Annotated in this window: 27 protein-coding genes; 12 read left to right on the forward strand and 15 right to left on the reverse strand. The window is 73.1% G+C overall.

The features are described 5' to 3' along the window. The first annotated feature begins 8 nt into the window (after nucleotides 1–8). Genes ACZ7GX_RS00085 through ACZ7GX_RS00095 form a run of 3 tightly spaced genes read left to right on the forward strand, consistent with a single transcriptional unit; the run spans nucleotide 9 to nucleotide 2,282 of the window. Nucleotides 9–1,151: a glycosyltransferase family 4 protein gene (locus tag ACZ7GX_RS00085; protein ID WP_498771091.1), complete on the forward strand. Its 1,143-nt coding sequence runs from the start codon at nucleotides 9–11 to the stop codon at nucleotides 1,149–1,151. A 44-nt stretch (nucleotides 1,152–1,195) separates the two neighbouring features. After that, nucleotides 1,196–1,885, forward strand: coding sequence for a polyprenyl-phospho-N-acetylgalactosaminyl synthase PpgS (ppgS, locus tag ACZ7GX_RS00090; RefSeq protein ID WP_230569355.1), 690 nt, complete (start codon nucleotides 1,196–1,198; stop codon nucleotides 1,883–1,885). 1 nt (nucleotide 1,886) lies between these two features. Beyond that, nucleotides 1,887–2,282 (forward strand): DUF2304 domain-containing protein, encoded by a 396-nt coding sequence (locus ACZ7GX_RS00095; protein ID WP_498771093.1) that lies wholly within the window; start codon nucleotides 1,887–1,889, stop codon nucleotides 2,280–2,282. A gap of 82 nt (nucleotides 2,283–2,364) precedes the next feature. On the opposite strand, the gene ACZ7GX_RS00100 is transcribed toward ACZ7GX_RS00095, so the two are convergent. Then, nucleotides 2,365–3,306, reverse strand: coding sequence for an NAD-dependent epimerase/dehydratase family protein (locus ACZ7GX_RS00100; protein WP_498771094.1), 942 nt, complete (start codon nucleotides 3,304–3,306; stop codon nucleotides 2,365–2,367). Nucleotides 3,307–3,382: 76 nt separating this feature from the next. Then, entirely contained in the window at nucleotides 3,383–4,201 is an 819-nt protein-coding gene (locus tag ACZ7GX_RS00105) for an HAD family hydrolase (RefSeq protein WP_498771096.1), read from the reverse strand. 33 nt (nucleotides 4,202–4,234) lie between these two features. On the opposite strand from ACZ7GX_RS00105, the gene ACZ7GX_RS00110 reads away from it, so the two are divergent. Together ACZ7GX_RS00110 and lhgO are read left to right on the forward strand one after the other, a co-directional pair. Further along, nucleotides 4,235–5,110, forward strand: coding sequence for an LLM class flavin-dependent oxidoreductase (locus ACZ7GX_RS00110; RefSeq protein WP_498771098.1), 876 nt, complete (start codon nucleotides 4,235–4,237; stop codon nucleotides 5,108–5,110). An 11-nt stretch (nucleotides 5,111–5,121) separates the two neighbouring features. Next, nucleotides 5,122–6,309 (forward strand): L-2-hydroxyglutarate oxidase, encoded by a 1,188-nt coding sequence (gene lhgO, locus ACZ7GX_RS00115; RefSeq protein ID WP_498771100.1) that lies wholly within the window; start codon nucleotides 5,122–5,124, stop codon nucleotides 6,307–6,309. On the opposite strand, the gene ACZ7GX_RS00120 is transcribed toward lhgO, so the two are convergent. Both ACZ7GX_RS00120 and ACZ7GX_RS00125 read right to left on the reverse strand, forming a co-directional pair. Beyond that, nucleotides 6,296–6,406 (reverse strand): DUF397 domain-containing protein, encoded by a 111-nt coding sequence (locus tag ACZ7GX_RS00120; RefSeq protein ID WP_498771102.1) that lies wholly within the window; start codon nucleotides 6,404–6,406, stop codon nucleotides 6,296–6,298. The genes lhgO and ACZ7GX_RS00120 overlap by 14 nt on opposite strands. Nucleotides 6,407–6,486: 80 nt before the next feature. Next, complete coding sequence (locus ACZ7GX_RS00125; protein ID WP_498771104.1) at nucleotides 6,487–7,335, reverse strand: helix-turn-helix domain-containing protein; 849 nt, start codon at nucleotides 7,333–7,335, stop codon at nucleotides 6,487–6,489. 97 nt (nucleotides 7,336–7,432) lie between these two features. Here ACZ7GX_RS00125 and ACZ7GX_RS00130 point away from each other — a divergent pair, with 97 nt between their 5' ends. Then, nucleotides 7,433–8,197, forward strand: coding sequence for a hypothetical protein (locus ACZ7GX_RS00130; protein WP_498771106.1), 765 nt, complete (start codon nucleotides 7,433–7,435; stop codon nucleotides 8,195–8,197). Nucleotides 8,198–8,266: 69 nt separating this feature from the next. Here ACZ7GX_RS00130 and serS read toward each other — a convergent pair whose 3' ends face one another. Beyond that, on the reverse strand, nucleotides 8,267–9,517 hold the full coding sequence (gene serS / locus ACZ7GX_RS00135) for a serine--tRNA ligase (protein ID WP_498771108.1): 1,251 nt from the start codon (nucleotides 9,515–9,517) through the stop codon (nucleotides 8,267–8,269). A 94-nt stretch (nucleotides 9,518–9,611) separates the two neighbouring features. On the opposite strand from serS, the gene ACZ7GX_RS00140 reads away from it, so the two are divergent. Then, the gene (locus ACZ7GX_RS00140; RefSeq protein WP_498771110.1) at nucleotides 9,612–10,226 is read left to right on the forward strand and encodes a DUF6891 domain-containing protein; all 615 of its coding nucleotides are present in this window, start codon (nucleotides 9,612–9,614) and stop codon (nucleotides 10,224–10,226) included. A gap of 124 nt (nucleotides 10,227–10,350) precedes the next feature. On the opposite strand, the gene ACZ7GX_RS00145 is transcribed toward ACZ7GX_RS00140, so the two are convergent. From ACZ7GX_RS00145 to ACZ7GX_RS00155, 3 genes are all read right to left on the reverse strand, one after another. Next, a complete protein-coding gene (locus ACZ7GX_RS00145; RefSeq protein WP_230569367.1) occupies nucleotides 10,351–10,803 on the reverse strand; it encodes a DUF350 domain-containing protein in 453 nt (150 codons plus the stop codon). A gap of 106 nt (nucleotides 10,804–10,909) precedes the next feature. After that, complete coding sequence (locus ACZ7GX_RS00150) at nucleotides 10,910–12,073, reverse strand: glutathionylspermidine synthase family protein (protein ID WP_498771112.1); 1,164 nt, start codon at nucleotides 12,071–12,073, stop codon at nucleotides 10,910–10,912. Further along, nucleotides 12,074–12,763 carry a hypothetical protein gene (locus ACZ7GX_RS00155; RefSeq protein WP_498771114.1) on the reverse strand — a complete coding sequence of 230 codons (690 nt, stop codon included), beginning with the start codon at nucleotides 12,761–12,763 and terminating at the stop codon, nucleotides 12,074–12,076. Between the two features lie 120 nt (nucleotides 12,764–12,883). Between ACZ7GX_RS00155 and ACZ7GX_RS00160 the strand changes: the two genes are divergently transcribed. Together ACZ7GX_RS00160 and ACZ7GX_RS00165 are read left to right on the forward strand one after the other, a co-directional pair. Then, complete coding sequence (locus ACZ7GX_RS00160; RefSeq protein ID WP_498771116.1) at nucleotides 12,884–13,948, forward strand: septum formation family protein; 1,065 nt, start codon at nucleotides 12,884–12,886, stop codon at nucleotides 13,946–13,948. A 4-nt stretch (nucleotides 13,949–13,952) separates the two neighbouring features. After that, nucleotides 13,953–14,303 carry a metallopeptidase family protein gene (locus ACZ7GX_RS00165; protein WP_230569370.1) on the forward strand — a complete coding sequence of 117 codons (351 nt, stop codon included), beginning with the start codon at nucleotides 13,953–13,955 and terminating at the stop codon, nucleotides 14,301–14,303. Nucleotides 14,304–14,318: 15 nt separating this feature from the next. On the opposite strand, the gene ACZ7GX_RS00170 is transcribed toward ACZ7GX_RS00165, so the two are convergent. Next, nucleotides 14,319–14,768, reverse strand: coding sequence for a MarR family winged helix-turn-helix transcriptional regulator (locus ACZ7GX_RS00170; protein ID WP_498771118.1), 450 nt, complete (start codon nucleotides 14,766–14,768; stop codon nucleotides 14,319–14,321). A 55-nt stretch (nucleotides 14,769–14,823) separates the two neighbouring features. On the opposite strand from ACZ7GX_RS00170, the gene ACZ7GX_RS00175 reads away from it, so the two are divergent. After that, nucleotides 14,824–15,909 carry a GNAT family N-acetyltransferase gene (locus tag ACZ7GX_RS00175; RefSeq protein WP_498771120.1) on the forward strand — a complete coding sequence of 362 codons (1,086 nt, stop codon included), beginning with the start codon at nucleotides 14,824–14,826 and terminating at the stop codon, nucleotides 15,907–15,909. Here the strand turns inward: ACZ7GX_RS00175 and ACZ7GX_RS00180 are convergent, their stop codons facing one another. Both ACZ7GX_RS00180 and pheA read right to left on the reverse strand, forming a co-directional pair. Then, nucleotides 15,910–16,524 carry a histidine phosphatase family protein gene (locus ACZ7GX_RS00180; protein ID WP_498771122.1) on the reverse strand — a complete coding sequence of 205 codons (615 nt, stop codon included), beginning with the start codon at nucleotides 16,522–16,524 and terminating at the stop codon, nucleotides 15,910–15,912. Next, a complete protein-coding gene (gene pheA / locus ACZ7GX_RS00185) occupies nucleotides 16,521–17,414 on the reverse strand; it encodes a prephenate dehydratase (RefSeq protein WP_498771124.1) in 894 nt (297 codons plus the stop codon). The genes ACZ7GX_RS00180 and pheA overlap by 4 nt, the downstream gene beginning before the upstream one ends. A 114-nt stretch (nucleotides 17,415–17,528) precedes the next feature. Here pheA and ACZ7GX_RS00190 point away from each other — a divergent pair, with 114 nt between their 5' ends. Next, nucleotides 17,529–18,131, forward strand: a complete 603-nt coding sequence (locus ACZ7GX_RS00190) for a macro domain-containing protein (RefSeq protein WP_498771126.1) — start codon at nucleotides 17,529–17,531, stop codon at nucleotides 18,129–18,131. Between the two features lie 50 nt (nucleotides 18,132–18,181). On the opposite strand, the gene ACZ7GX_RS00195 is transcribed toward ACZ7GX_RS00190, so the two are convergent. Then, nucleotides 18,182–18,664, reverse strand: coding sequence for a GNAT family N-acetyltransferase (locus ACZ7GX_RS00195; protein WP_498771128.1), 483 nt, complete (start codon nucleotides 18,662–18,664; stop codon nucleotides 18,182–18,184). A gap of 60 nt (nucleotides 18,665–18,724) precedes the next feature. On the opposite strand from ACZ7GX_RS00195, the gene ACZ7GX_RS00200 reads away from it, so the two are divergent. After that, on the forward strand, nucleotides 18,725–19,354 hold the full coding sequence (locus ACZ7GX_RS00200) for a response regulator (protein ID WP_498771130.1): 630 nt from the start codon (nucleotides 18,725–18,727) through the stop codon (nucleotides 19,352–19,354). Here the strand turns inward: ACZ7GX_RS00200 and ACZ7GX_RS00205 are convergent. The 3 genes from ACZ7GX_RS00205 to cydB are packed head-to-tail and all read right to left on the reverse strand — an operon-like array spanning nucleotide 19,346 to nucleotide 24,647. Beyond that, nucleotides 19,346–20,464 carry a GAF domain-containing sensor histidine kinase gene (locus ACZ7GX_RS00205; protein WP_498771132.1) on the reverse strand — a complete coding sequence of 373 codons (1,119 nt, stop codon included), beginning with the start codon at nucleotides 20,462–20,464 and terminating at the stop codon, nucleotides 19,346–19,348. The two genes, ACZ7GX_RS00200 and ACZ7GX_RS00205, sit on opposite strands and share 9 nt — an antisense overlap. Continuing rightward, entirely contained in the window at nucleotides 20,461–23,634 is a 3,174-nt protein-coding gene (gene cydD / locus ACZ7GX_RS00210; RefSeq protein WP_498771134.1) for a thiol reductant ABC exporter subunit CydD, read from the reverse strand. The genes ACZ7GX_RS00205 and cydD overlap by 4 nt, the downstream gene beginning before the upstream one ends. After that, nucleotides 23,631–24,647, reverse strand: a complete 1,017-nt coding sequence (gene cydB, locus ACZ7GX_RS00215) for a cytochrome d ubiquinol oxidase subunit II (RefSeq protein WP_498771136.1) — start codon at nucleotides 24,645–24,647, stop codon at nucleotides 23,631–23,633. Before cydB ends, cydD begins: the two co-directional genes overlap by 4 nt. Between the last annotated feature and the right edge of the window lie 3 nt (nucleotides 24,648–24,650).

Consider the following 24,650-nt stretch of genomic DNA (forward strand, 5'->3'; position numbering starts at 1 on the left):
TCGTGGCCGTGCACTTGGTCGACATGCCCGTCTACTACCCGCCTCACAAGGGCGGGGTGGAGGCGTACGCGCACGAGCTCCACCGGCGCATGCTCGAAGCCGATCCGGACCTGCGGATCACCGTGTTCACCTCGGCGGTCGGCGCCCCGGCGGGGGTGGAACGGCTGGGCGACCGGTGGACGGTCGTGCGCTGGCCGGGCCGCGAGGTCATCTCCCACTACCCGGTGCCCTACCCCGGTTTCACCCGGAAGCTGCGCGAGCTGTGCGGGCCGGACGCCGTGCTGATGACCCACACCCGGTTCTACTGGCCGCACCTGTGGGCGTCGCTGTTCGCCAAGCGGGCGGGGCTGCGCCGGCTGCACGTCGAGCACGGGTCGAGCCCGGTGCAGAGCGGCGGCTGGTTCGTCCGGTTCGTCGCGGCCACCGTCGACACGCTCACCAGCCAGCCCGTGCTGCGCTGGGCGGACGCCGTGGTGGCCGTGTCGCAGTCGGCCGCGCGGTTCGTCCGCGACCTGGCCAAGCGCGAGGCGAAGGTGCTCTACCGGGGCATCGAGCTGCCCGACGGCGTGGTGGCCCGCCGTCCGGACGAGGCCGACGGCCCGGTGGCCTGCTACGTGGGCAGGCTCATCAACGGCAAGGGCGTGGCCGACCTGCTCACCGCCACCGCCACCCTGCACCGCCGGGGCGTGCCGCTGAAGCTGCGCCTGTGCGGGGACGGCCCGGCCGCGGCCGACCTGCGGGCCCAGGTGGCGCGGCTCGGCCTGGAGGAGCACGTGCGGTTCCTCGGCGAGGTCGACCACGACACGGCGCTGCGCGAGATGTCCGCCGCCTCGCTGTTCGTCAACCCGAGCTGGACCGAGGGCCTGCCGACCACCGTGCTGGAGGCGGCGGCCATGGGCTGCACGGTCGTGGCCACCGACGTGGGCGGCACGGCCGAGATCGTGGACAACGGCGTGACCGGCTGGCTCGTGCCCGCGCGCGACCCCGCCGCGCTCGCCGTCGCCCTGGAGACGGCCGTCACCGACCCGGAGCGCGAGGCGCGCGCGGCCAAGCTCGGCGAGATCACCCGCGAGCGCTTCTCGTGGGACCGGACCATCGCCGAGTTCGCCGCAATGCTGGTCGGCGACGGCGGGGACCGGTCCGCGCGCTAGCCTGTCTGCGAAACCCATCCGACTCACTCGCCAGGGAGGCCGCCGTGGCGGACCAGTCTGACGTATGGCTGGTCGTGCCCGTCTACAACGAAGCACAGGTGATCGCGGACGTGGTGCGCAACGCGCTCCAGACGTTCCCGAACATCGTGTGCGTCGACGACGGTAGCCGGGACGGCTCAGCGGACGCGATCCGCGGCACGGGCGCCCACCTGGTGCAGCACCCGGTCAACCTCGGCCAGGGCGCGGCGATCCAGACGGGCGTCGAGTACGCCCGCGAACAACCGGGCGCGGAGTACTTCGTGACGTTCGACGCCGACGGCCAGCACCAGGTCGCGGACGTGGTGCGGATGCTGGACCGGCTCCGCGCCGAGCCGGTCGACATCATCGTCGGCACCCGGTTCAAGGGCGACGACTCGCACATCCCGCTGATCAAGCGCGTGGTGCTCAAGACCGTGGTGGCGGTCAGCCCCAAGCTGCGCAAGCTGAAGCTGTCGGACGCGCACAACGGGCTGCGGGTGTTCAACAAGAAGGTGGCGGACGAGCTCCGCATCACGCTGAACGGCATGGGCCACGCGTCGCAGATCGTCGACATGATCTCGCAGCGCGGGTGGCGGGTCACCGAGGAACAGGTCGAGATCCTCTACACCGAGTACTCGATGTCCAAGGGCCAGTCGCTCATCAACGGTGTGAACATCCTGTTCGACTCGGCTCTCAAGACGGGGTCCAGGCGCTGACATGCTGATCCAGTTCCTGCTCATCGCCGCGGTCATCGTGCTGCTGGTGTTCTTCCTCAAGAACCACGGCACGACCAAGACCGCGGCCGGCGTCAAGATCGGCTTCCTGCTGTTCCTGGTGCTGGCGGTCGTCGCCGTCATCAGGCCGGTCGAGGTGTCGAAGGTCGCCGAGCTCGTCGGCGTCGGCCGCGGCACCGACCTGCTGCTCTACGCCCTGGTCGTGGCCTTCGGCTTCCAGACCATCAACACCTACCTGCGGTTCAAGGAGCTGGAGCTGCGCTACGCGCGGCTGGCCCGCGCCATCGCGCTGCGCAACGCGGAGGCCCCCGAGCCGCCCCAGGACGCGCCGGTCGTCGAGGCCGTCGAGCGCGTCGAGGACCCGGCCCACACCTCCTGACCCGGACGAACCCCGGACGAACGCGGACGGGCCGGTCGCTCCCCTCCCGGGAGGACCGGCCCGTCCGCCTGTTCCGCTCGGTTCAGCTCTCCAGCGCGCGGAAGTAGTCCACGGTCAGCCGCACGCCGGTGGCGATGTCCACCTCGGGCTTCCAGCCCAGCTCGGCCCGCGCGAGCGACGGGTCGATGGCCGACGCGCGCAGGTCGCCGAGCCGGGCCGGCGCGAACTCCGGGTCGTCGGCCACGCCCGCCGCCTGCGCGACGAGGGTGTGCAGCTCGCGGTCGGACACCTGGTGCGCGGTGCCGATGTTGTAGCGCCGGCCGCCGCCCGCCTCGCCGGAGGCCGCGACGAACGCCGACACGACGTCCTCCACGAACACGTAGTCCCGGGTGTTGCCGCCGTCGCCGAACACCTTCGTGGGACGGCCCGCGAGCAGCGCGGACGCGAAGATGGCCACCACGCCCGCCTCGCCGTGCGGGTCCTGCCGCGGCCCGTAGACGTTGGCCAGCGCCAGGTGCGTGCACTCCAGGCCGTACAGCTGCCGGTAGGTGTTCAGGTACACCTCGCCGGACACCTTGGACGCCGCGTAGGGCGACTTGGGGTTGATCGGGGTCGACTCGGCGACCGGCAGCACCTCGGGTGTGCCGTAGATCGAGCCGCCGGACGAGGCGAACAGCACCTTGCGCACGCCCGCGCGACGGGCGGCCTCGGCCAGGTTCACCGTGCCGAGCACGTTCTTGTTGGCGTCGAGCAGCGGGTCGGCCACGGACACGCGCACGTCGATCTGCGCGGCCAGGTGGAACACCACCTCGGGGCCGAACGAGGACACCACGTCGGTCAGCTCCGGCGAGGTGATGTCGACCCGCGAGAACGAGTAGCGGTCAGCGTGGGCGGGGTCGGCCGGGGCCGTCCGCTTGCCCCGGCTGAGGTCGTCGACGACGTGCACCTCGTGCCCGTCCCTCAGGAGCCTGTCGACCAGGGTTGAACCGATGAAGCCGGCTCCGCCGGTCACGAGTGCGCGCACGGGTGTCTCTCCAGTGTGGGCCGATCCGGGTGGGGCGGATCGGGGTGGGTATGGGGGTCGAGTCGTCACGGGCAGCCTAGAACCACCGCTCGAGCACCAGCGCGACCCCGTCCTCGGAGTTGGCCGCGGTGACCTCGTCGGCGGCCCCCCGGGCGTCCTGGTGGGCGTTGGCCATGGCCACGCCGTGACCCGCCCACGTGAGCATCGGCACGTCGTTGGGCATGTCGCCGAACGCCAGCACGCCGCTCGCGGGCACGCCGAGGCGTTCCGCGACGGCGGCCAGGCCGGACGCCTTCGTCACGCCGGGCGCCGCGAACTCCAGCAGGCCCTCGTTGGTCGACCAGGTCATCGCCACGGAGTCGCCGACCAGCGGGCCGACGGCCCGCGCCATCTCGTCCGAGCTCATGTTCGGGTGCCTGACCAGCAGTTTCACCGCCGGCTTGCCGACCAGCTGGGCCCGCTGGTGCCCCGGCAGCGGCTGGGCGCCGTCGCCCCACGGGTGCAGGTAGTGCTCGTCGGCGATGAACTCCGGCTCGGTGGAGCCGCGGGCGGACTCGCCGACCCGCTCCGAGGCCAGGGCGCAGCCGGGCAGCGCCTCGTCCAGCACGGCGGCCAGCTCGGTCAGCTGCTCGGGGGTGAGCAGCTCGGCCGTGACGACGCGGTCGGCGCCGATGTCGTAGAGCACCGCGCCGTTGGAGCACACGGCGTAGCCGGACAGGCCCGCGGCCTCGGCCACGTCCGGCACCCAGCGGGGCGGGCGGCCGGTGGCCAGCACGAACGGGACGTCGGCCGCCAGCACCCTGGCGATCAGGCCCGCCGTGCGCGGGCTGACCCGGCCGAGGGGCGTGAGCAGGGTGCCGTCGACGTCGGATGCCACAAGGGAAGGTCTCTGCACCTGCCCATCGTGCCTCTCGGCTACCGTCGCCGGGTGCGCACAGGGATTGTGATCCTGCCCGAACACCGCTGGTGGATGGCCGAACACAAGTGGAAGGCCGCCGAGGAGTACGGCTTCCACCACGCCTGGACCTACGACCACATGGGCTGGCGCTCGCTGGTCGACGGACCGTGGTTCGGCGCGGTCCCGACGCTGGCAGCGGCCGCCGCGGCCACCGGGACGATCCGGCTCGGCACGCTGGTCGCGTCACCCAACTTCCGCCACCCGGTGCCGTTCTCCCGGGAGCTGCTCGCCCTCGACGACCTCTCCGACGGCCGCTTCACGCTCGGCGTCGGCGCGGGCGGTGTGGGGTACGACACGGAGGTGATGGGCGCCACGTCACCGCGCAGCAGGCAGGGCCGGTTCGAGGAGTTCGTGGCCGCGCTGGACATGCTGCTGGCGCAGGACCGGACCACGTTCAGCGGCGACTACTACGAGATCCGCGACGCCCGCAGCGCGCCGGGCTGCGTGCAGCGGCCGAGGCTGCCGTTCGTGGTCGCGGCCAACGGGCCGAGGGCGATGGCGGTCGCGGCGAAGTACGGCACGGGCTGGGTCACCACCGGGCCGGAGACCGAGGACGAGGACGAGTGGTGGGACGGCGTCGCCGCGATGACGGCCCGGTTCCGCGAGGTGCTGGCCGGGATCGGGCGGGCCAAGGAGTCGATCGACTTCCACCTCAACGCCGATTCCTGCCCGGTGTACTCGCTGACCAGCGTGGAGCGCTTCCGCGAGGTGGCGGGCCGGGCGCGCGGGCTGGGGTTCACCGACCTGGTCGTGCACTGGCCCCGGGCCGACGGCGTGTACGCGGGCAGCGAGGCCGTGCTGGAACGGGTCGCGGCCGACGTGCTGCCCGAACTCGTCGGCGGCTAGCGTTCCCGGCTGTGCGACGAGTCGTGGTGATCGGTGGCGGGATCGTGGGGCTGGCGACCGCTCGGGAGTTGGCCCGGCGCGGTCACGACGTGGTGGTGCTGGAGAAGGAGCCGCAGTGGGCGGCGCACCAGACCGGGCACAACAGCAACGTGGTGCACGCGGGCCTGTACTACAAGCCGGGGTCGTTGAAGGCGCGCATGTCGGTCGCGGGCAACGCCTCGATCGTCGCCTACGCCCGGGAGCACGGCGTGCCGGTGGACGTGTGCGGCAAGCTCGTCGTCGCCACCTCGCCGGACGAGGTGCCGCGGCTGGAGGCGCTGGCGGAGCGGGCCGAGGCGAACGGGGTGCCCGCCCGGCGGATCGGCGTGGACGAGGCCCGGGAGTACGAGCCCGAGGTGGCGGCCGTGGCCGCGTTGCGGGTCGAGAGCACGGGGATCATCGACTTCCCCGCCGTGTGCGCGGCTCTCGTGCGCGAGCTGAACGGGCACGACCTGCGGCTGCACACGCCCGCGTTGGCGATCCGGCGGGCGTTGAGCGGCGGTGGCGTCGAGGTGGCCACGACGCGCGGGGTGGTGCGGGCGGACGCCTTGGTGAACTGCGCGGGCCTGCACAGCGACCGCGTGGCGCGGCTGGCGGGCGTGACGCCGTCGGCGGCGATCGTGCCGTTCCGGGGCGAGTACTACGAACTGCGGCCGGACCGCCGACGGCTGGTGCGCGGCCTGATCTACCCGGTGCCGGACCCGGCGCTGCCGTTCCTGGGCGTGCACCTGACCCGGATGCTGGACGGCAGCGTGCACGCGGGCCCGAACGCGGTGCTCGCGCTGCGCCGCGAGGGCTACCGCTGGCGTGACGTGTCCGGGGCGGATCTCGCCGACGTCGCCCGCTTCCCCGGCACGTGGCGGCTGGCCCGCCGGTTCGCCCGCACGGGGGCCGAAGAGGTGCTGCGGTCGTTGTCGCGCAAGCGGTTCGCGCGCAGCCTGGCCCGCCTGGTGCCCGCGATCCGCGAGGACGACCTGGTGCGCGCGTCGGCCGGGGTGCGGGCGCAGGCGATGCGCGCGGACGGGTCGTTGGTGGACGACTTCCTGATCGACACCGCGCCGCGGCAGGTGCACGTGCTGAACGCGCCCTCACCCGCCGCGACGTCGGCCCTGGAGATCGGCCGGCACGTGGCCGGCCAGGTCGAGCTCAGCTGGACTTGAGCGAGCCCAGGAAGGACGCGAACGCCCCCCGGCTGAACTCCAGCACGTCCCCGCCGGGGTTCTTCGTGTCCAGGACCCCGGCGCGAGCCACTTCCACCGACACCCCGACACAGGCACTCGCGGTGTTGCTGGCACTGGAAGTGAGGTACACCCTTCCATCCCGAACGAGTCGCTTTCTCATGTTTCCCTCACCGCTCGAATGAAGTCGACAGTCTCCTCGACCGACAGCGCGTGGGCAGCCGCGTCATCCCACACCGCCCGCAGCCGCGCGACCCCTTCCGCATCCTCCACCGGGCTCAGCCCGGCGAGACTATCCACATAGGCCGAGCCCAGGTCATCAGCGGGGAAGTCGTAGATGATCAGTGTCCCAGAGAGGGCGCCGTAGGCACCAGCACCATTCGGGATGACCTGGATGTTCACATTGGGCAGTCGCGCCGCTTCCAGCAGGTAGTCCCACTGATCAGCCATGGTGGCGGGTCCGCCGATCTCCCGGCGCAATGCCGCTTCGTCGATGAGCGCGTGCAGGATGAGCGGGTTCGGTTCTCGGCGCAGCAGGCCCTGCCGGTCCAGGCGTTCCGGCGCGGCCCGCTCTTCCCAGTTCTCCCCTGGCAGCAGGAACCTGTTCCCCACCGCCACCGCTGAGGCGTAGTCGCTGGTCTGAAGCAGACCGGGGACCAGCACCACGTCTATGGCCCGCTCCACCACCGCTTCCGTCTCGTCGCGACGGAAGCGCAGGTAGCTCTTGGGCAGCGAAGCTGCGTGTTCGATGGGGACCGCCTCGTCGTCGGCGATCTCCCACAGCGCCATTGCACGCTCGCGCTCTTCGTCGCTGACCTTCATCACGGAGAGGATGGCGAAGAACAGGGCCCACCTCGGCCTGGCCTCGCCCGCGATCATCCGGCTCCACGTCGAGCGGGACGTCCGGACCTCCTTGATGATCACGTCGGCCTTGAGGCCGGACTTCTCGCGGTACTCCTCCATGAGCGCGCCGAGCTTGCGCTTGCCGCGCGTGGTCCCTACTGCCATTGGCCCACCTTAGCGACACTGCGTAGCCGAACGTTCACCACAACATCACCCTTTTGGGAAGAGGAGTTTTGGGCATTGCGAAGACTACTGTGTCGCCATGGATAAGGTGATGAAGGGCATCCGGGCGTGCATGACGAAGGGCGCGGTGGAGGACGCGGCGACCTTGCTCCTGCACCTGTGGGCGGAGGCGCCGGACATGGCCGGGCTGCGGGAGACGAGCGTGGAGTTGGCGGACCGGTTCCCGCTGTCCGACTCGGCGGCCGAGGTGCTGCGGGCGGCGGCGTTGAGCAGCGCGGAGCGGGGTCTGCTGCCGGCGGCCGAGGAGTTGGCCAAGCGGGAGGTGGGTGTCCGGCGGGCGCGGTGCCAGGCGGAGCCGACGCCCGAATCGCTGACGGCGCACGTGGGCGCGCTGGACGTGTTGGCGAGCGTTCGGCGGGCGCTCGGCGAGGAGGGTGGCGTCGCCGCGTGCCTGGCCGAGGTGGTGGAGTGGCAGTACGACCACGGCGACCGGGCGGGCGTGGCGTGGGCGTTGCGTGAGCTGGGCGTGCTGGCGATCGAGGAGGGCGACCTCGCGCTCGCGGGCCGGCGGCTGACCCGTGCCGTGTCGCTGTACCGCGAGCAGGCCGACGACTCGGCCGTGCGGTTGGCGCGGGCCGGGTGCTGGGTGCTGCTGGCGTGCGTCCGCTGGGCCGAGGAGCGCCCGACGGAGGCCCGGGTGCTGCTGGAAGCCGCGTTGGGCGATCTCGGGGACGACGACGCGGCCGTGGACGTGCTGCGCCTGCTGGAGGCACTCGACTCCGGCGACGACCTGCCGGAGTCGGTGCCCCTCGGTGCGGAGTTCGGGCAGCTCAGCTGGGTCTGATCAGCGGGGTCTGATCAGCTTGGTCTGATCGCGATGCCCACCGGATCGTGGTCGACCACGAGACGTCGGTCAGGAGGGCTTGAGCACGTCCAAGCCGACGAACGGGCGCAGCGCCTGCGGGACGACGACCGAGCCGTCGGCCTGCTGGTGGTTCTCCAGGATCGCGACGATCCACCGCGTGGTGGCCAGCGTGCCGTTGAGCGTGGCGGCGATCTGCGGCTTGCCGTTCTCGTCGCGGTAGCGCACGTTGAGCCGACGGGCCTGGAACGTGGTGCAGTTCGAGGTCGACGTCAGTTCCCGGTACGCCTGCTGGGTCGGGATCCACGCCTCGCAGTCGAACTTGCGCGCGGCCGACGTGCCCAGATCACCCGCGGCCGTGTCGATGACCCGGTAGGGGACCTCGATCTTGGCCAGCATCTCCTCTTCCCACGCCAGCAGCCTGGCGTGCTCGGCCTCGGCGTCCTCCGGCTTGACGTAGGAGAACATCTCGACCTTGTTGAACTGGTGCACGCGGATGATCCCGCGGGTGTCCTTGCCGTACGAGCCGGCTTCGCGCCGGTAGCACGACGACCAGCCCGCGTACCGCTTCGGGCCGTCCAGGATCTCGTCCGCGTGGTACCCCGCGAGCGGCACCTCCGACGTGCCGACGAGGTACAGGTCGTCGGCTTCGAGGCGGTAGATCTCGCTCGCGTGCGCGCCGAGGAACCCGGTGCCGGCCATGATCTCCGGGCGCACCAGGGTCGGCGTGATCATCAGCTTGAACCCGGCCGCGGTGGCCTGGGCGACGGCCATGTTCAGCAGCGCCAGCTCCAGCTGCGCGCCCACGCCGGTCAGGAAGTAGAAGCGCGAGCCGGACACCTTCGCGCCGCGTTCCATGTCGATCGCGCCGAGCCGGACGCCCAGGTCCAGGTGGTCGAGCGGCTCGAAGTCGAACTCGCGCGGCTCGCCGACGTGCTTGAGCACGGCGTAGTCGTCCTCGCCGCCCTCGGGCGCGTCGGGGTGGACCACGTTCGGCACGGCGCGGTGCAGTTCGTTCAGCTCCGCCTCGGCGGCGGACTGCTCCGCCTCGGCGGCCTTGACCTCGGCGGCCAGCTCCTTGCCCTTGGCCAGCAGCGCGTCGCGCTCCTCGCCCTTGGCCCGGCCGACCTGCTTGCCGAACGTCTTCTGCTCGCCGCGCAGCGCGTCGGCGCGGGCGATGGCGGCCCGGCGGCGCTCGTCGGCGGACAGCAGCGCGTCGACCACGGTCTCGTCCTCGCCACGCGCGCGTTGCGACGCGCGGACGGCTTCCGGGTTCTCGCGCAGTGCCTTGAGGTCAATCACACCAGGAAGGGTAGTACCCGGCCGGAAACGGTTTGCACGACGTCGCGCCCCGCTGCCGGACGCCGCTGTCGGACCCCTCGGGCAGGATGCGCGCGTGGTTGAACGAACGGACGACGACGCCGGCCTGCCCACCGAGGCGCCGGAACTGGCCGAGAACTACGCGCGCACCCTGGTGCACGCGGGCATGACCTCGTTGGACGACACGGTGGAGCAGGTGCTCGACTACGTGGCCGACGAGCACCCGATCACGCCGGCGGTCGCGCGGGCGGTGGTGGAGCGGGTGTGGCGGGAGCGGTCCGCGGAGCAGGAGGCGTGGCCGGAGAGCACGGACGTGGACCGGCTGTTCGCCGTGTTCGACGCGCTCGACCGCGACGGGATCGTGGCGCGCGCCGACTTCACGTGCTGCCAGACGTGCGGGCACGCCGAGATCGGCGACGAGGCGGGCGACGACGCGCGCGGGTACGTGTTCTTCCACCGGCAGGACACCGAGAGCGCGGTGGCGGGCGACGGGGTGTGGCTCGCCTACGGCTCGTTCGGCGAGCCCGCGGGCCACGGGTCCACCGACCACGCGGCGGCCGACGAGGCCGTGGCGCGCGAGGTGGTCGCGGCGCTGGCGGCGAGCGGCCTGCCCGTCGAGTGGAACGGGTCGGCGCGCACCCGGATCAAGGTGGGGCCGATGGACTGGCGGAAGCGGCTGCCGGTGGCTTGACCAGCACATCCCGGGCGGTACGGGCTCGGCAGCACGATCCGGCAGCACGCGACCCGGCAGCACGGCCCAGGCAGCGCGAAGGGGGCGTGTCCGACCAGCGGGCACGCCCCCTTCGCCGTGCGAGCTACGAGATCGCGACGGCGACCACGAGACCGAGGGCGACGTGCGCCGAAGCCACGACGACGCTGGCCGGCGCGAAGCGGTCCGACTCGATCAGCGAGCCGATGTCCAACCTGGTCACCCATTCCAGCAGCCGCACCGCCAGGACCTGCACGATGATGCCGACGAAGCCGAAGATCAGGGCCGAGAGCAGCCCCTCGTCCAGCTTGCCCGCCGCGCTGTAGATCGCCACGACGACGATCAGCGCCATGCTCACCAGACCGGCGGAGGTGACGATGACCGCGTTCGGGGCGCCACCGCGGACCAGGGCGCTCAGCTTGCCCGGGGTGGTCCAGTCGATGGCGTAGAAGCCGACGACCATCAGGATGAGGCCGACGATCGCGTACAGCGCGATCGCACCGACGCCGGTGCCGATGGCGGACCCGAAGCCGGGGTCCAACGCGAGTGGGGGAATCACAGACCCTCCATGTGCAGGTTGATCGGTTGTGCCGCCGGTGAAGGAGCCGGTGACGACGGGTGTGGTGAGGACGGGCGTGGTGCGGTCACGCGTTACGGGGAGGGTCTCATTCGACGATCCTGTGCGGCACGAACGCCGCGCCGTCGTCGGTGACCAGGCCGACGGTCTCCCGGATGCCGAGGCCCGCCGAGGCGTCGCCGACGACCCACGCGCCGAGCGCCGGCCGGTAGCCGTCGAACTCGGGCAGCGGGTCGAAGAGCTGGTAGACGAAGCCCTCCTTGCCGTAGACCCCGCCGGTCTGGGTCTCGTAGCCGGGGGCGACGATCTGGATGTTCTGCCCCTCCCGGCCCAGCCTCGGCTTGCGCACGTACTCGGTGAGCAGGCCGGGGTCGTCCAGGAACGCGGGCAGCAGGTTCGGGTGGCCCGGGTACATCTCCCACAGCACGGCCAGCAGCGCCTTGTTGGACAGCAGCATCTTCCACAGCGGCTCGACCCACAGGGTGCCGGGCAGGCTCTCCACGGCGTAGCGGCCGAACTGCTCGTCGACCACCCACTCCCACGGGTAGAGCTTCACGACCGTGCCCATCGGCGCGTCTTCGAGGTCGACGAACCGCTTCAGCAGCGAGTCCCAGCCGATCTCCTCGATCGCCAGGCCGACGGTGTCCATGCCCGCCTCGGCCGCGGTCTCCTGCAGGTAGGCCACGGTGACGTGGTCCTCACCCGAGGGATCGGCACCCGACCAGGTGAAGTGCAGCTCGTTGGACGGCAGCCGACCGCCGATCTCGGCCCAGCGCTCGACCAGCTTCTCGTGGATCGAGTTCCACTGGTCGTCCTCGGGGTGGACGTCGGTCTTCCAGTTCCACTGGACGACCGACGCCTCCAGCAGCGACGTGGGCGTGTCGGCGTTGTACTCCAGCAGCTTGGCCGGCCCGCTGCCGTCGTAGCGCAGGTCGAACCGCCCGTAGACGTGCGGGTCGCGGCGCTTCCACGACTCGGCGATCGCGGGCCACAGCCACTCGTTGATGCCGAAGTCGCGGTAGCGCTCGGTGACCACCACGTTGTCGACGGCTTCGAGGCACATGTTGTGCAGCAGCTCGACGTCGGCTTCCAGCGACAGCACGTCGCTCATGTCGAAGACGTAGTGCGCCGACTCGTCCCAGTACGGGCGCGGGCTGCCGTCCGCGGCCCGCGCCGGCGCCCCGAACACCAGCCCCTGCTCGGAGACGGTGCGCTGCCAGTTCGGCCGGGGCGCGGAGGTCTCCCGACGCACTCAGCTGCCCCCGCTCTTGCTGCCGCCGGACACGCCGAACCCACCGCGCTGCACGACCGTGCCCGACTTGGTGCTGATGTTCGCGCCCTTGGGCATGGTGTAGGTGCCGCCGCTGATCTTCTGGCCGACGGGGGTGCTCGGCGCGCCGTAGTTGTACCGGTACGAGCTGCCGCCGATGTAGATGAACCCACCGCTGACGTAGCCGCCGTGCGACCGGGCGTAGCTCTCGTCGCAGTACTGGTCCTCGACCACCACGTCGTCCTTGACGCACTGCGCGACCACGTCGTCGGGGCTGGACGCGGCGTACCAGATGGCCACCACGCCGGCCACGCCGACGGCCACGCCACCGCCGATGAGCAGCCGCTTGCGCAGCTTCTTGCGCCGCGCCTCCTCGGCCTCGACGGCGAGCTGCTGCTCGCGCTGCTGCTCGATCGCCGCGGCGCGGGCGCGCTGCTCGGCCAGTGTCGGCGGCCGGGGCTTGGTCTGGCCCGCCTCCTGGTTGCGGATCTGGCCACGACCACCCGACGGCGGTCCTTGCGGCGCGCCCTGCGGCGTCGGGGGCACGTACGGCGGCGGCGACGCGCCACCGCTCCCCGGCCCCGGCGTCGCCGGTCCGCTCGATCGGTCCGGTCCGCTCGGCCCACCCTGGCCGGGCGTCGCGGCGCTACCGGTGTTGTCGTTCTCAGTCATCAGCCACTCCCGGCGGGGACGGTACAGAGATCGGCCGCCGAATGGGTGACGAGTGTCCCAAAAGCAACACTCTCCACCCGCCCGAACGGTTGCACGGCCTACACAGGCATCATGGAGTAGATGTCCGCCACCACGCGCTGGTTTCGTCGAGGTGACCACTTGGTCATGCTCGGCGCGTCGGCTGGCGCGTTCGTGCTGCTCGCCCTGAGCACGCTCACGGGCTGGCCGGTGGGCGCGGGCGGCCTCGGCAGCCCGGCCACGACCAAGGTCAACCCCGTCATGGCTGCTCAGGCGGGTGATTGCCTGAACTGGACCAAGCCGGACCTCTCGGACGTCGAGAAGGTCGACTGCGCGGCCCAGCACCTGTTCGAGGTTACCGGTGTGGCGGACATCTCCGCCGCTCACGGGCCTCAGGCGCCGTTCCCGGACGACGAGCAGTGGCAGTTGATCAGCCAGGAGCGGTGCGCGAAGACGTCGCTGGACTACCTCGGCGGCAAGTTGGACCCGTTCGGCAAGTACACGGTCGGTCCGCTGAACCCGGGCGAGCGGCTGTGGGGCGAGGGGCAGCGGACGCTGCGCTGCGGCCTGCAGGTGGCCGGTCCGGCGGGCGGGCTGCTCCCCTCCTACGGCACGGCGCGCACCCAGGACCAGTCCGACGTCTACGACCCGGGCGTGTGCCTCGGCATCACCGCCACCGGGTCGGTCGGCGACCCGATCGACTGCGCGAAGCCGCACACGTTCGAGATCACCGGCGTGGTGCCCCTGCCGCCCGGCGAGTTCCCGCCGGCCGAGCAGCAGGACGACGTGCTGTTCGGCGAGTGCGGCAGGCTCACCGCCGAGTACACCGGCGGCGCCGACCTCAAGGCCCGCGGCCTCATCGTCACGTGGGACACGCGGGCGCCGGAGAGCTGGGCCGCCGGCTCCCGGCTGGCGAACTGCAAGGTCGGCGCGCAGCCCGTGGACAACGTCCTGATCGCGTGGGAGGGCAGCGTCCGCAACCCGAACGCGCCGCCGCTGACCACGTCCAACCCGCCGCAGACGACCGCCGTGCAGCAGGACGAGCCGACCGGCGCGCCGCTGCACTCGCAGTCCAACTCCAGCTCCGCCGCGCCGCCCTCGTCGGGCTCCAAGCCGCCGAAGTCGGACGAGACGACGACAGCCACGACCACGACGACGTCGAGGTGACGACATGCCGGTGGAGATGACCCGTCAGCGGTTCGAGGAGCTGGTCGGCGAGGCCCTCGACCTCATCCCGCCGGACTTCGCGGCGGCGATGAGCAACGTCGTGGTGCTGGTCGAGGACCGCAACGCGGACGTGCCGAGCCTGCTCGGCCTCTACCACGGCATCGCGCTGACCAGCCGGACCACCGACTACGGCGGCGTCCTGCCGGACCGGATCTCCATCTACCGCGAGGCGATCCTGGACATCTGCCGCACCGAGGACGACGTGGTGGAGGAGGTCGTGGTCACCGTGGTCCACGAGATCGCGCACCACTTCGGCATCGACGACGCCAAGCTGCACGAGCTGGGCTGGGGCTAGACGCGCCCAGCCTGATCAGTCGGGCAGGTCCGCGATCCGGTTGGCGATGGTCTCCAGGGTCGTCAGCTCGTCGGCGGACAGGTGGTCGATGAACCGGTCCCGCACCGACCGCACGTGCCCCGGCGCGGCCTGCTCCAGCGCGGCGAAGCCCTCGTCGGTGAGGTGGTAGATGCTGCCGCGGCCGTCGTTGACGTCCTCGGTGCGTTCGAGCAGCCCGCGGGCTTCCATCCGGGCCGCGTGGTGCGAGAGCCGGCTGCGCGACCACTGCATCTTCGCGGCGAGGTCGCGCAGCCCCCAACGCCGGTCCGGCTTCTCCGACAGCGTGCTGAGCACCTCGTAGTCGGTCGAGGAGAGGCCGAGCGCGGCGAGGTCGCGAGCGGTGCGCGCGGGCAGCACGGTGAGCAGGCGCCGGAACGCCCGCCACGCCCGCTCTTCGTCCGGCGTCAACCACGGCACCTCGGGCATCGCCCCATCCTGCCACCTTTGACATGTCAACGAAACCGGAGCTAGCCTCGTTGACATGTCAAAGAAACCCGTCCGCGTCCTGGTGGTCATCGCCGGCACCCGACCCGGTCGGCTCGGCCGTGCCGTCGGCGAGTGGTTCACCCGGGTCAACCACGACGTCGCGGTCGACGGCGCCGCCGAGACCGCCATCGCCGACCTCGCGCGGATCGGGCTGCCCCTCCTGGACGAGCCCGAACACCCCTCCTCCGGCATCTACCACCACGAGCACACGCGGGCGTGGAGCCGGCTCGTCGCCGACGCCGACGCGTTCGCGATCGTCACCCCCGAGCACAACCACGGGATGCCCGCCGCCCTGAAGAACGCCCTGGACCACCTGTCCGAGGAGTGGGCGTACAAGCCGGTGTCCTTCGTCGGCTACGGCCACACCTCGGCGGGCACGCGCGGCGTCCACATGGCCAAGCAGGTCGCCACCACCCTGCGCATGATGCCCACCGGGGCCACCGTCGCCCTGCGCATCGGCGACCACTTCGGCGACGACGGGCGACTGCTCGACGACCCGTCCAGGGACGAGGCCGCGCGCCACGCGTTCCGCGAGCTGGTCCGCCTGGCCCGCGTCCTGCGCCCGCTGTACCGGCCGGACGGCGACGCGGTCGCCCCGGCCGTCCCGCCGCCGGTGCCGGGGGTGCGCCTGCGGCCCGCCGACGCCGCCGACGCGGCGGAGCTCGTCGTCCTGCAGCGCTGCTGCTGGGTCCAGGAGGCCGTCGCCAACCACGACTGGGACCTCGCGCCGCTGCACGAGGCGGTCGACGACGTCCGCGCCTGGACGGCCGACTGGGCGGTGTGGTGCGCGCGCCTCGACGGCCGGCTGGTGGGCGCCGTCCGCGCCCGCCGCGACGGCGACACGTGGGACATCGGGCGCCTGATGGTCGCGCCCGACCTCGCGGGCCGGGGGCTCGGCGCCTGGCTGCTCCGCTTCGCCGAGGAGCAGGCGCCGGCCGGGGTGCGCACCGCGCGGCTGCACACCGGCGCCCGGAGCCACCGCAACGTCGCCCTCTACGAGCGCTCGGGGTACCGGCGCGGCGCCGTCCAGGACGGCGTCGTCCCGTTGACCAAGCCGGTCCCGGCGGGCGCGCGGCGCTGATCAGTCCCCGACCACGTCCACCCCGGTCCAGGACGTGCAGCGCCAGCCGTCGCCGCCGCGTTCCAGCACGACCCGGCCGGTGTTGGGCAGCAGGCCCGCCTCGGCCAGCGCGGGGCCCACGTTGCGGGCCAGGGCGAGCGCGCCCATCCGCAGCACCGCGCCGTGGCTGACCAGCACCACCGTGTCGCCGTCGCGGTGCTTGGCGGCGATCCCGTCGACCGCGGCCAGGTAGCGGTCCAGGGCCTGGCGACCGCTCTCGCCGCCGGGCAGCGGCACGTCCAGCTCGCCCTCGGCCCACTGCTTCACCGTGGCGATGAAGACCTCGAACGCCTCGCGGTCGTGCCGCCCTTCGAGGTCGCCGCAGAAGATCTCCTGCACGCCGTCCACGACCTCGACGTCCAGGCCGTGCGCCGCCGCCACGGGCGCCGCGGTCTGCTGCGCGCGCACCGCCGTGCTGGCGTACACGGCCGCCACGGGCTCGGCGGCCAGCTGCTCGGCCAGCGCGGCGGCCTGGGCCCGGCCCGCGTCGGTCAGCGGCGGGCCGGGTGGCAGCGAGTCCAGCGCCATCTTCACGTTCGACGCCGTCTCGCCGTGTCTGACCAGGATCAACCTCACGCGCCGTGCCCCCTCCGGACCGCGTCGACCCACTCGGCCGCCGCCACGAACTCCTCGTTGCCCGCCACCACACCGCCCGGCTCGGCCTTCGGGTACGAGCCCAGGAACCGGGTCTGCGGGCAGTGCCGGTGCAGCGCCGCCAGCGCGTCGCCCACCCTCGGCTCGACCACGTGGCCGTCGAAGTCGATGTAGAACCGGTACTCGCCGAGCCTGCCCTTGGTCGGCCGCGACTCGATGCGGGTCAGGTTGATGCCGCGCAGCGCCAGCTCGGTCAGCAGCTCCGACAGCGCGCCGATCCGGTCGGCCGCCGTGCAGACGACGGACGTGCGGTCGTGGCCGGTCGGCTCGGGCAGCTCGCCGGGCGGGCGGAGGAGCAGGAACCGGGTCTTCGCGTCCCGCACGTCGGCCACGTCGGTGGCCAGCACCTCCAGCGGGTAGTGCCGCACGGCCACCGGAGCGCTCACGGCGGCGTCGAACTCGCGGTTGAGCACGGCCCGCGCCGCGGCGGCGGTGGACGTCGTGGCGACCGCCCGGGCCTGCGGCAGGTGCTCGGCGAGCCAGTGCCGCACCTGGGCCAGCGCGTGCGGGTGGCTCGCGACCGTGCGCACGGGCTCGCCGCCGGGCCGCACCAGCACGCTGAACCGCACCGGGAGCACGGCCTCGGCGACCGCGACCAGCGGCTCGCCCTCGGTCAGCGCGTCCATCGTCGCCGGCACCGCGCCCTCGACGGAGTTCTCCACCGGCACGCACGCCGACGCGGTCTCCCCGCGCCGGGTGGCGGCCAGGGCGGCGGGCACCGTGTCGAACGGCACGAGCTCCTGCTGCGGAGAGGCGAAGCCGCGTGCGGCCTGCTCGGTGAACGTTCCCTGCGGTCCGAAGTAGGCGAGCACGGCCGCAACGATACGAGGACCACGTCCGGTGACCGTTGTTGAGGCGAGGATCACCCGCCTGGTGGGTGCCCGCCCCCGTTCCGCCGCAACCCGTTCTCCTGGAATGCTGGTGACGTGTCCGCCGCCGATACGGAGGGTGAGATCAACGCTCCGGTAGCAGTTCCCCGTCTGGTGTTGTGCGCCGTCGACGAACCGCTCGCCCGCGCCTGGCTCGCGGTGGCCGAGGGCCGCAGCGGCGTCGAGGTGCACCGGGGCTCGGTGCTCGACATCGTCGCCGAGGCCGTGGTGAGCCCCGCCAACTCCTCCGGCTGGATGCGCGGGGGCATCGACGCGGTCTACGCGCGGGCGTTCCCGCTGGTGGAGGGCAATGTCCGCAGTGCCGTGCTCGGCCTGCACGGCGGCGAGCTGCCGGTGGGCGAGGCGCTGGTCGTGCCGACCGGCGAGCCCGAGCCCGAGTGGCTGATCAGCGCGCCGACCATGCGGCAGCCCGGTGAGCTGCTGCCCGAGGACACCGTGCACCCGTACCTGGCCGCGCGCGCCGTGCTGCGGTTGTGGCTGGGCGGCCGGTTGGACGACGGCCGCCCGGTGCGCGAGGTCGTCCGCACGATCGCCATGCCCGGCCTGGGCACGGGCGTAGGCGGAGTCGCGCCCGCTACGTGCGCCCGGCAGGTCGCGGCGGCGTGGGACGAGGTGTTCAGCCCGCTGCCCAGCAGGTAGCCGCCAGTTGTGCACAACCTGTGGACAGTTCGCCCGGGACCTGTGGACAACTAGCGCGGCGCGACCCAACGTTCCAGGTCCAGCTCGTCGGTGATGGGGATGCCGTAGTCCCCGACGCTGGGGATCTCCGGCTTGAGGCGACGGGCTTCGCGCACCGCGTCGGCGCGCAGGGCGGTGAGCCGGAAGCCGCGGCGCTGGTAGAAGCGCAGGGCGTCGAGGTTGTCGTTGGTCGTGGTGAGCCTGACCCGGGAGCAGCCGAGCTGGCGGGCCCGGCGGACGGCGGCGTCGACCAACGAGCTCCCGACACCCCTGCCTCTTCGCAACGCGTCGATGGTGACGATCTCCAAGTGTCCGTCGGCGGCGGCGTAGGTCAGCAACCCGACCACGGTCTCCTGCTGTTCGACCAGGAACCCGGGCAGGCTCGCCGGGAAGAACACCTGGCCGTGGGCGACCGCGGTGTGCGCGCCCCACAGCTCAAGCACCAGCCTGCCGACGACGATCCGGTCGGCTTCCTCGATCGCGCGTACGAGCATTCCTGCACTGTCTTGGCGGGCGCGCGCGGTGGGTACCGGCATTCGACCTATGGTTGGTTCGTGCCGGTGCGAGTGTTGCTCGTAGACGACCACGAGGTGGTGCGCAGGGGGCTGCGCGAGTTGCTGGAGGACGAGGACGACATCTCGGTGGTCGCCGAGGCGGGCGGGGTGGACGAGGCCCTGGTCCGCGCTTCGGCGACCCGGCCCGACGTCGCCGTGGTGGACGTGCGGCTGCCCGACGGCGGCGGCGTGGAGCTGTGCCGCCGGCTGCGCGGCCTCGCGGACGGGCCCAGGTGCCTGGTGCTGACCGCGTTCGACGACGAGGAGGCGCTGGTCGGCGCGATCATGGCCGGCGCGTCGGGCTACCTGCTCAAGCAGGTGCGCGGGCAGGACCTGGTGACGGCGGTGCGCGAGGTGGCGGCCGGCCGTTCGCTGCTGGACCCGCAGACGACGTCCCGCGTCCTGGACCGCATGCGCCGCCCGGTCGAGGTGGACGTGCTGGACGCGTTGACCGAGCAGGAACGGCGGGTGCTGGACCTGATCGGGGAGGGCCTGACCAACCGCCAGATCGCCGAACGGCTGTTCCTGGCGGAGAAGACGGTGAAGAACTACGTCACCGCCGTGCTGTCGAAGCTGGGCATGGAACGCCGCACCCAGGCCGCCGCCTGGGTGGCCCGCCGGTCACGCTAGCGGCACGTGCCAGCTGATCGTGGTGCCGGTCCGGGGCGACGAGGTGATCTCGCAACCGCCGCCGGCCGCCAGGGCGCGCTCCTCCAGGTGCCGCAACCCCCGCTTGGCCACCCCGCGCGGGACGCCGCACCCGTCGTCGGCGACCTCCAGGTCGAGCCGGTCGGGCGTGCGGCGCAGCGCGATGCCGACGTGCCGGGCGCCCGAGTGCCGCACCACGTTCGACAACGCCTCCCGCAGCGCCGCGCGGGCGTGGTCGGCCAGGTCCGCGGGCACGTCCGCGACGTCGCCCTCGACGCGCACCTCCGGCTCGAACCCCAGCAGCTCGCCCGCCGTGCGCGCCTCGGCCAGCACCGAGCCCTTGAGGTCGACGTCGGCGGGCTTGCCCGGGTCCGCGCTGCGCAGGGCCCGGACGGTGGCGCGGACCTCGGCCATCGTCCGGTCGAGCTGGTCCACGCAGTCCGCCAGCCGCCGCGCCTCCCGGCCGTCGAGCTTGAGCCGCCGGTCGAGCAGGTCGAGCTGCACGCCGGTCGCGTACAGCCGCTGGATGATCACGTCGTGCAGGTCGCGCGCGATGCGCTCGCGTTCCTGGTAGACCGCTATCCGCTGCCGCGCGGTCGACCCCTCGGCCAGCACGACCGCGAGCCCCGCCTGCGCGGCGAACGCGGCCAGCACCTCGACCGTGTCCTGGCTGAACGGCTGCGCGCCCTTGCGCCGGTACACCGCCAGCGCGCCGATCCGGCGCTCCTTGGTGCCGAACGGCGCGACCGCGAACGGCCCGTAGCCCCGCAGCTCCTTGGGCACGAACGGCGCGGTGCGCGGGTCGGTGGTGAAGTCGTCCGCGACCACGGGCACGCCGGTCCGCGCCGCCCGTGCCGCCGACGAACGGCTCGACAGCACGACGCCCACCGGGTCGTCGTCGCCGGAGGACGCCTCGACGGTCAGCGTGCCGTCCTCCGCGGTCACCATGGCCAGGCCGAGGTCCGCGCCGGCGAGCTCGACGGCGCTGCGCACCACGAGCGGCAGCACGGCGTCCGGGTCGTCGCCGGCCAGGGCGGCCGAGGTGATCTCGGTCGACGCGGCGAGCACGCGGGCTGGGTCCACGGTGGTCAACGGTAGGCCCTGGTCCGCATCCGCCCGTCGGCGACGTCCAGCACCAGGTCGGCGCGGTCCGCTTCCGCCGGCCGGTGGGTGATGTGGATGACGGTCTTGTCCCGCAGCACGTCGTCCAGGCGGGCCAGCAACGCGGCGGCGGTCGGCTCGTCGAGGTGGGCGGTCGGCTCGTCCAGCAGCACGAGGTCGGCGTCGTGGAGCAGGGCGCGGGCCAGCGCGACCCGCTGCGCCTCGCCGCCCGAGAGCAGGGTCGGGCCGATCACGGTGTCGAGGCCCAGCCGGACGCCCGCGACGTCGAGCGCCCAGAGCAACCGCGCGTCATCCGCTCGGGGGTCGCCCAGCCGCAGGTTCTCGCGGACCGTGGTCGAGACCAGCATCGGCTCCTGCGGGCACCAGGCCACGCGGTCGGGTCGCCACACCAGCCCGCGTTCGGGTTCCAGGAACCCCAACAGCAACGCGAACAGGCTCGACTTGCCCGCGCCCGACGGGCCCACCACGGCCACCTTGGCGCCGGCCGGCAGGTCGAACGACACCCGCTCCAGCACGGGTTCCGCGCTGCCCGGCCACTTCAGCGTCACGCCTTCGAGCCCGACCGCGCCGCCGACCGAACCCTGCTCGACCCGGGCCGGCGAGGTGCTCGGCGACTGGTCGACGATCCGGCCGTACGACTCGCGCAACGCCGCGCGGTGCTGGGCGGCGGCGGGCAGCGCGCCCAACACCTCGGCCAACGCGAGCGGCACGAGCCCGAGGACGGGCACCAGCAGCGGGTCGACGCCGCCGGCCAGGCCGATGCACACCGCCGACGCCAGCCCGGTCGTCAGGTGCACGATGCCGATCGCCGCGCCCGCGCCGAGGGCCTGCCGCCGTGCCTGGCGGGCGAGTTCGGCGTCCTGGCGCGCCAGCTCGGCGCGCACCTCGCGGTCGGCGCCGAACGCGATCAGGTCGGGTGCGGCGGTGAGCAGGGTCAGCACCTGCTCCGACACGTGCCGCCGTCCCCTGGCGAGCACGGCGGTGGCGCGGCGTTCGGCGAGCACCGCGACGACCGGCGCGAGCGTGCCGCCGAGGACCAGCGCCACGGCCAGCGCGAGGCCGGCCATCGGCTCGATGATCGCGAACAGCGCCACCGCGGCGGCCGACACGCCCACCGCGATCAGCGGCGGCTGCAGGACGCGCGGCACCAGGTCGCGGACCGCGTCGACGTCGTCGACCAGTCGGGTGAGCTCGGCCCGACCCGGCCGGAGGCCGCGCCACAACCGGACCCGCAGCGCCTCGGCGTAGCGGAACGCGGCGTCGTGCGACACCAGCCGCTCCAGGTACCGGAACACGCCCTTGGCCAGCGCGAACGTCCGCACGCCCACCACCAGCACCGACAGCGTCAGGATCGGCGGCTGGGTCGCGGCCTTCGCGATCAGGTAGGCCGCGAACGCCGTCAACGCCACACCGCTCAGCGAAGCCGCCGCGCCCAGCAACGCACCCGCCAGCAGCCGCCGGGTCGGCCGCGGCGTCCGCGCGGTGGTCGACCGGTCGTCCACGACGCCGACCTCACGGGCCGCCGCGACCTCCTCGGCCTGCTCACCCACCAGCCGGTGCGTCGCCAGCACGACCGCCGCACCACCCTCGGCGGCCCGGTGCACGGCGGCCATCACCTTCGCGGCCGTCGCCGGGTCGAGGTGCGCGGTCGGCTCGTCCAGCAGCAGCACCGTCGCGCCGTCCCGGACCCGGGTCAGCGCACGCGCGACCGCGACCCGCTGCCGCTCCCCGGTCGACAGCTCCGCGATCGGCCGCGCCACCAGGTGGTCGGCCGCCACCGACGCCAGCACGTCGTGGTCGACCCGGCCCGCGGTCAGCTCCAGCTCGTCGGCCACGGTCCGCCCGGCGAACGCGGGCCGCTGCGGCACCCAGGCGATGGCCGACCGGTCGACCGCCACCGACCCGCCGTCCGGCTCCACGAACCCCAGCAGCACGGCGAACAGCGTCGACTTGCCCGCCCCGCTGGGCGCGTCCAGCCGGTGCACCTCGCCGGGCCGCACCCGGAACCCGACCCCGTCGGGCGCGAACCGCTCCCGCCGCCGGACGCGGAGATCACGGACCTCCACCCCCTCGACCGAACGGTCCGAGCCGACCGAGCCGTCCTGGCCGACCGAGCCGACCGAGCCGTCCTGGCCGACCGAGCCGACCGAGCCGTCCTGGCCGACCGAGCCGTCCTTCGCCGGACCGGGCGCGGGGATCTCCGCGACCCGCCGCACGGCCTCCACCCCGTCCTCCGAGGCGTGGTGTGCCGCACCGGCCGCCCGCAGCGGCAGGTAGCACTCCGGCGCGAGGATCAACACCACCAGGCCCGTGACCAGCGTCATCTCCCCCGACACCAGCCGCAGCCCGATGCCGACCGCGATCAGCGCCACCGACAGCGACGCCACGATCTCCAGCACCAGCGCCGACAGGAACGCCACCCGCAACGTCCCCATGGTCGCCCGCCGGTACCGCTCGCCCACCTCCCGCACGGCCGACGCCTGAGCCGCCGCGCGCCCGAACGCGGTCAGCACCGGCAGCGCCCGCACCAGCTCCGCCAGCCGCCCCGACAACCGCTCCAGCGCCGTCGCCGCCGCGGCCACCCGCGCCGAGGTGAACCGGCCGATCAGGATCGCGAACACGGGGATCAGCGGCAGCGTCACCGCGATCAGCACGGCCGACGTCGGGTCGGTGAAGAAGATCCAACCGCCCACCGCCACCGGCACCACGGCCGTCGTCACCAGAGCCGGCAGGTACCGGGTGAAGTACGCGTCCAGCGCGTCCAGCCCCTTGGTCGCGAGCACCGCCAACGACGCCGGCCCCCGCGCCACGATCCACGACGGCCCGAGCCCCAGCGCCCGGTCCAGCACCGCCGCCCGCAGCTCCTCCTTCGCGCCCGCCGCCGCACGCGCCGCCACCGTCTCGGTCGCCCACGCCAGCACCGCCCGCGCCACCACCGCGCCCGCCAGCACCCACAACGACCCGCCGGTCACCAGCGCCGACGCCAGCGCGACCGCCTGCCACACCAGTGCGCCGGCCGTCAGCGCGGCCAGCACCGCACACCAGGCCAACGCCCGGCGCGCCGAGCGCGAGAGCGCGGGCAGCGCGCCGAGCGGGCCTTTCCCCGGCTTCTTGGCGGAAGGGGCTCCGGGGAAGTTCATCGGGTCGTCCCGGCGGGCACGTGGGCCTCCGGGATGTGCCGGGTGCCGATCCGCTTGCGGAACACCCAGTACGTCCACCCCTGGTAGACGAGCACCGCGGGCGTGCCGAACGCGGCGACCCACGTCATCACGGTCAGCGTGTACGGGCTCGACGCCGCGCCCGCCACCGTCAGCGACCAGGCCGGGTCCAAGGTGGACGGCAGCACGTTCGGGTGCAGCGCGCCGAACAGCGCCGCCACCGCCGCCGCCACCACGACGCCCATCAGCGCGAACGCCTGCCCCTCGCGCCGCAGCACCAGCCGCCCGTACGCGCCCAGCGCCGCCAGCGCCACCACGATCGACGCGCCCCACGTCCACACCGAGCCGAACCGCAGCTGCACGATCAGCAGCAGCACCAGCAGCGGCAGCAGCGCCACCGGCGCGACCCTCAACGCCAGCGCGCGCGCCCGTTCCCGCACGTCGCCCTCGGTCTTCAGCGACAGGAACACCGCGCCGTGCACCAGCGCGTACCCGGCCACCGCCACCGCGCCGAGCAGCGTCTCCCACCGGATCGAGGCGAACGGCGAGCCGACGCGGTCGCCGGCGGCGTCCAGCGGCATCCCGAACACGGTCGTCGAGAGCAGCAACCCGACCGCGAGCGCGGCGGTCCACGACCCGGTCACGATGACCGCGTCCCACACCCGCCGCCACCGCGCCGAGTCGACCTTCCCCCGGTACTCGAAGGCGACACCGCGCCCGATCAGCGCCAGCAGGAACAGCACCAGCGGCAGGTACACCGAGCTGAGCAGCGCCGCGTACCAGGCGGGGAACGCGGCGAACGTGGCGCCGACCGCCACCAGCAGCCACACCTCGTTGCCGTCCCACACCGGCCCGATGGTGTTGATCAGCACCCGCCGTTCGCGCTCCGAGCGCCCGAGCACGGGCAGCAGCATGCCGACGCCGAAGTCGAAGCCCTCCAGGAACAGGTAGCCCAGCCACAGCAGGGCGATCACGCAGAACCAGAACGTCTCCACGGC

The sequence above is a fragment of the Actinosynnema sp. NPDC037264 genome (assembly GCF_055603705.1).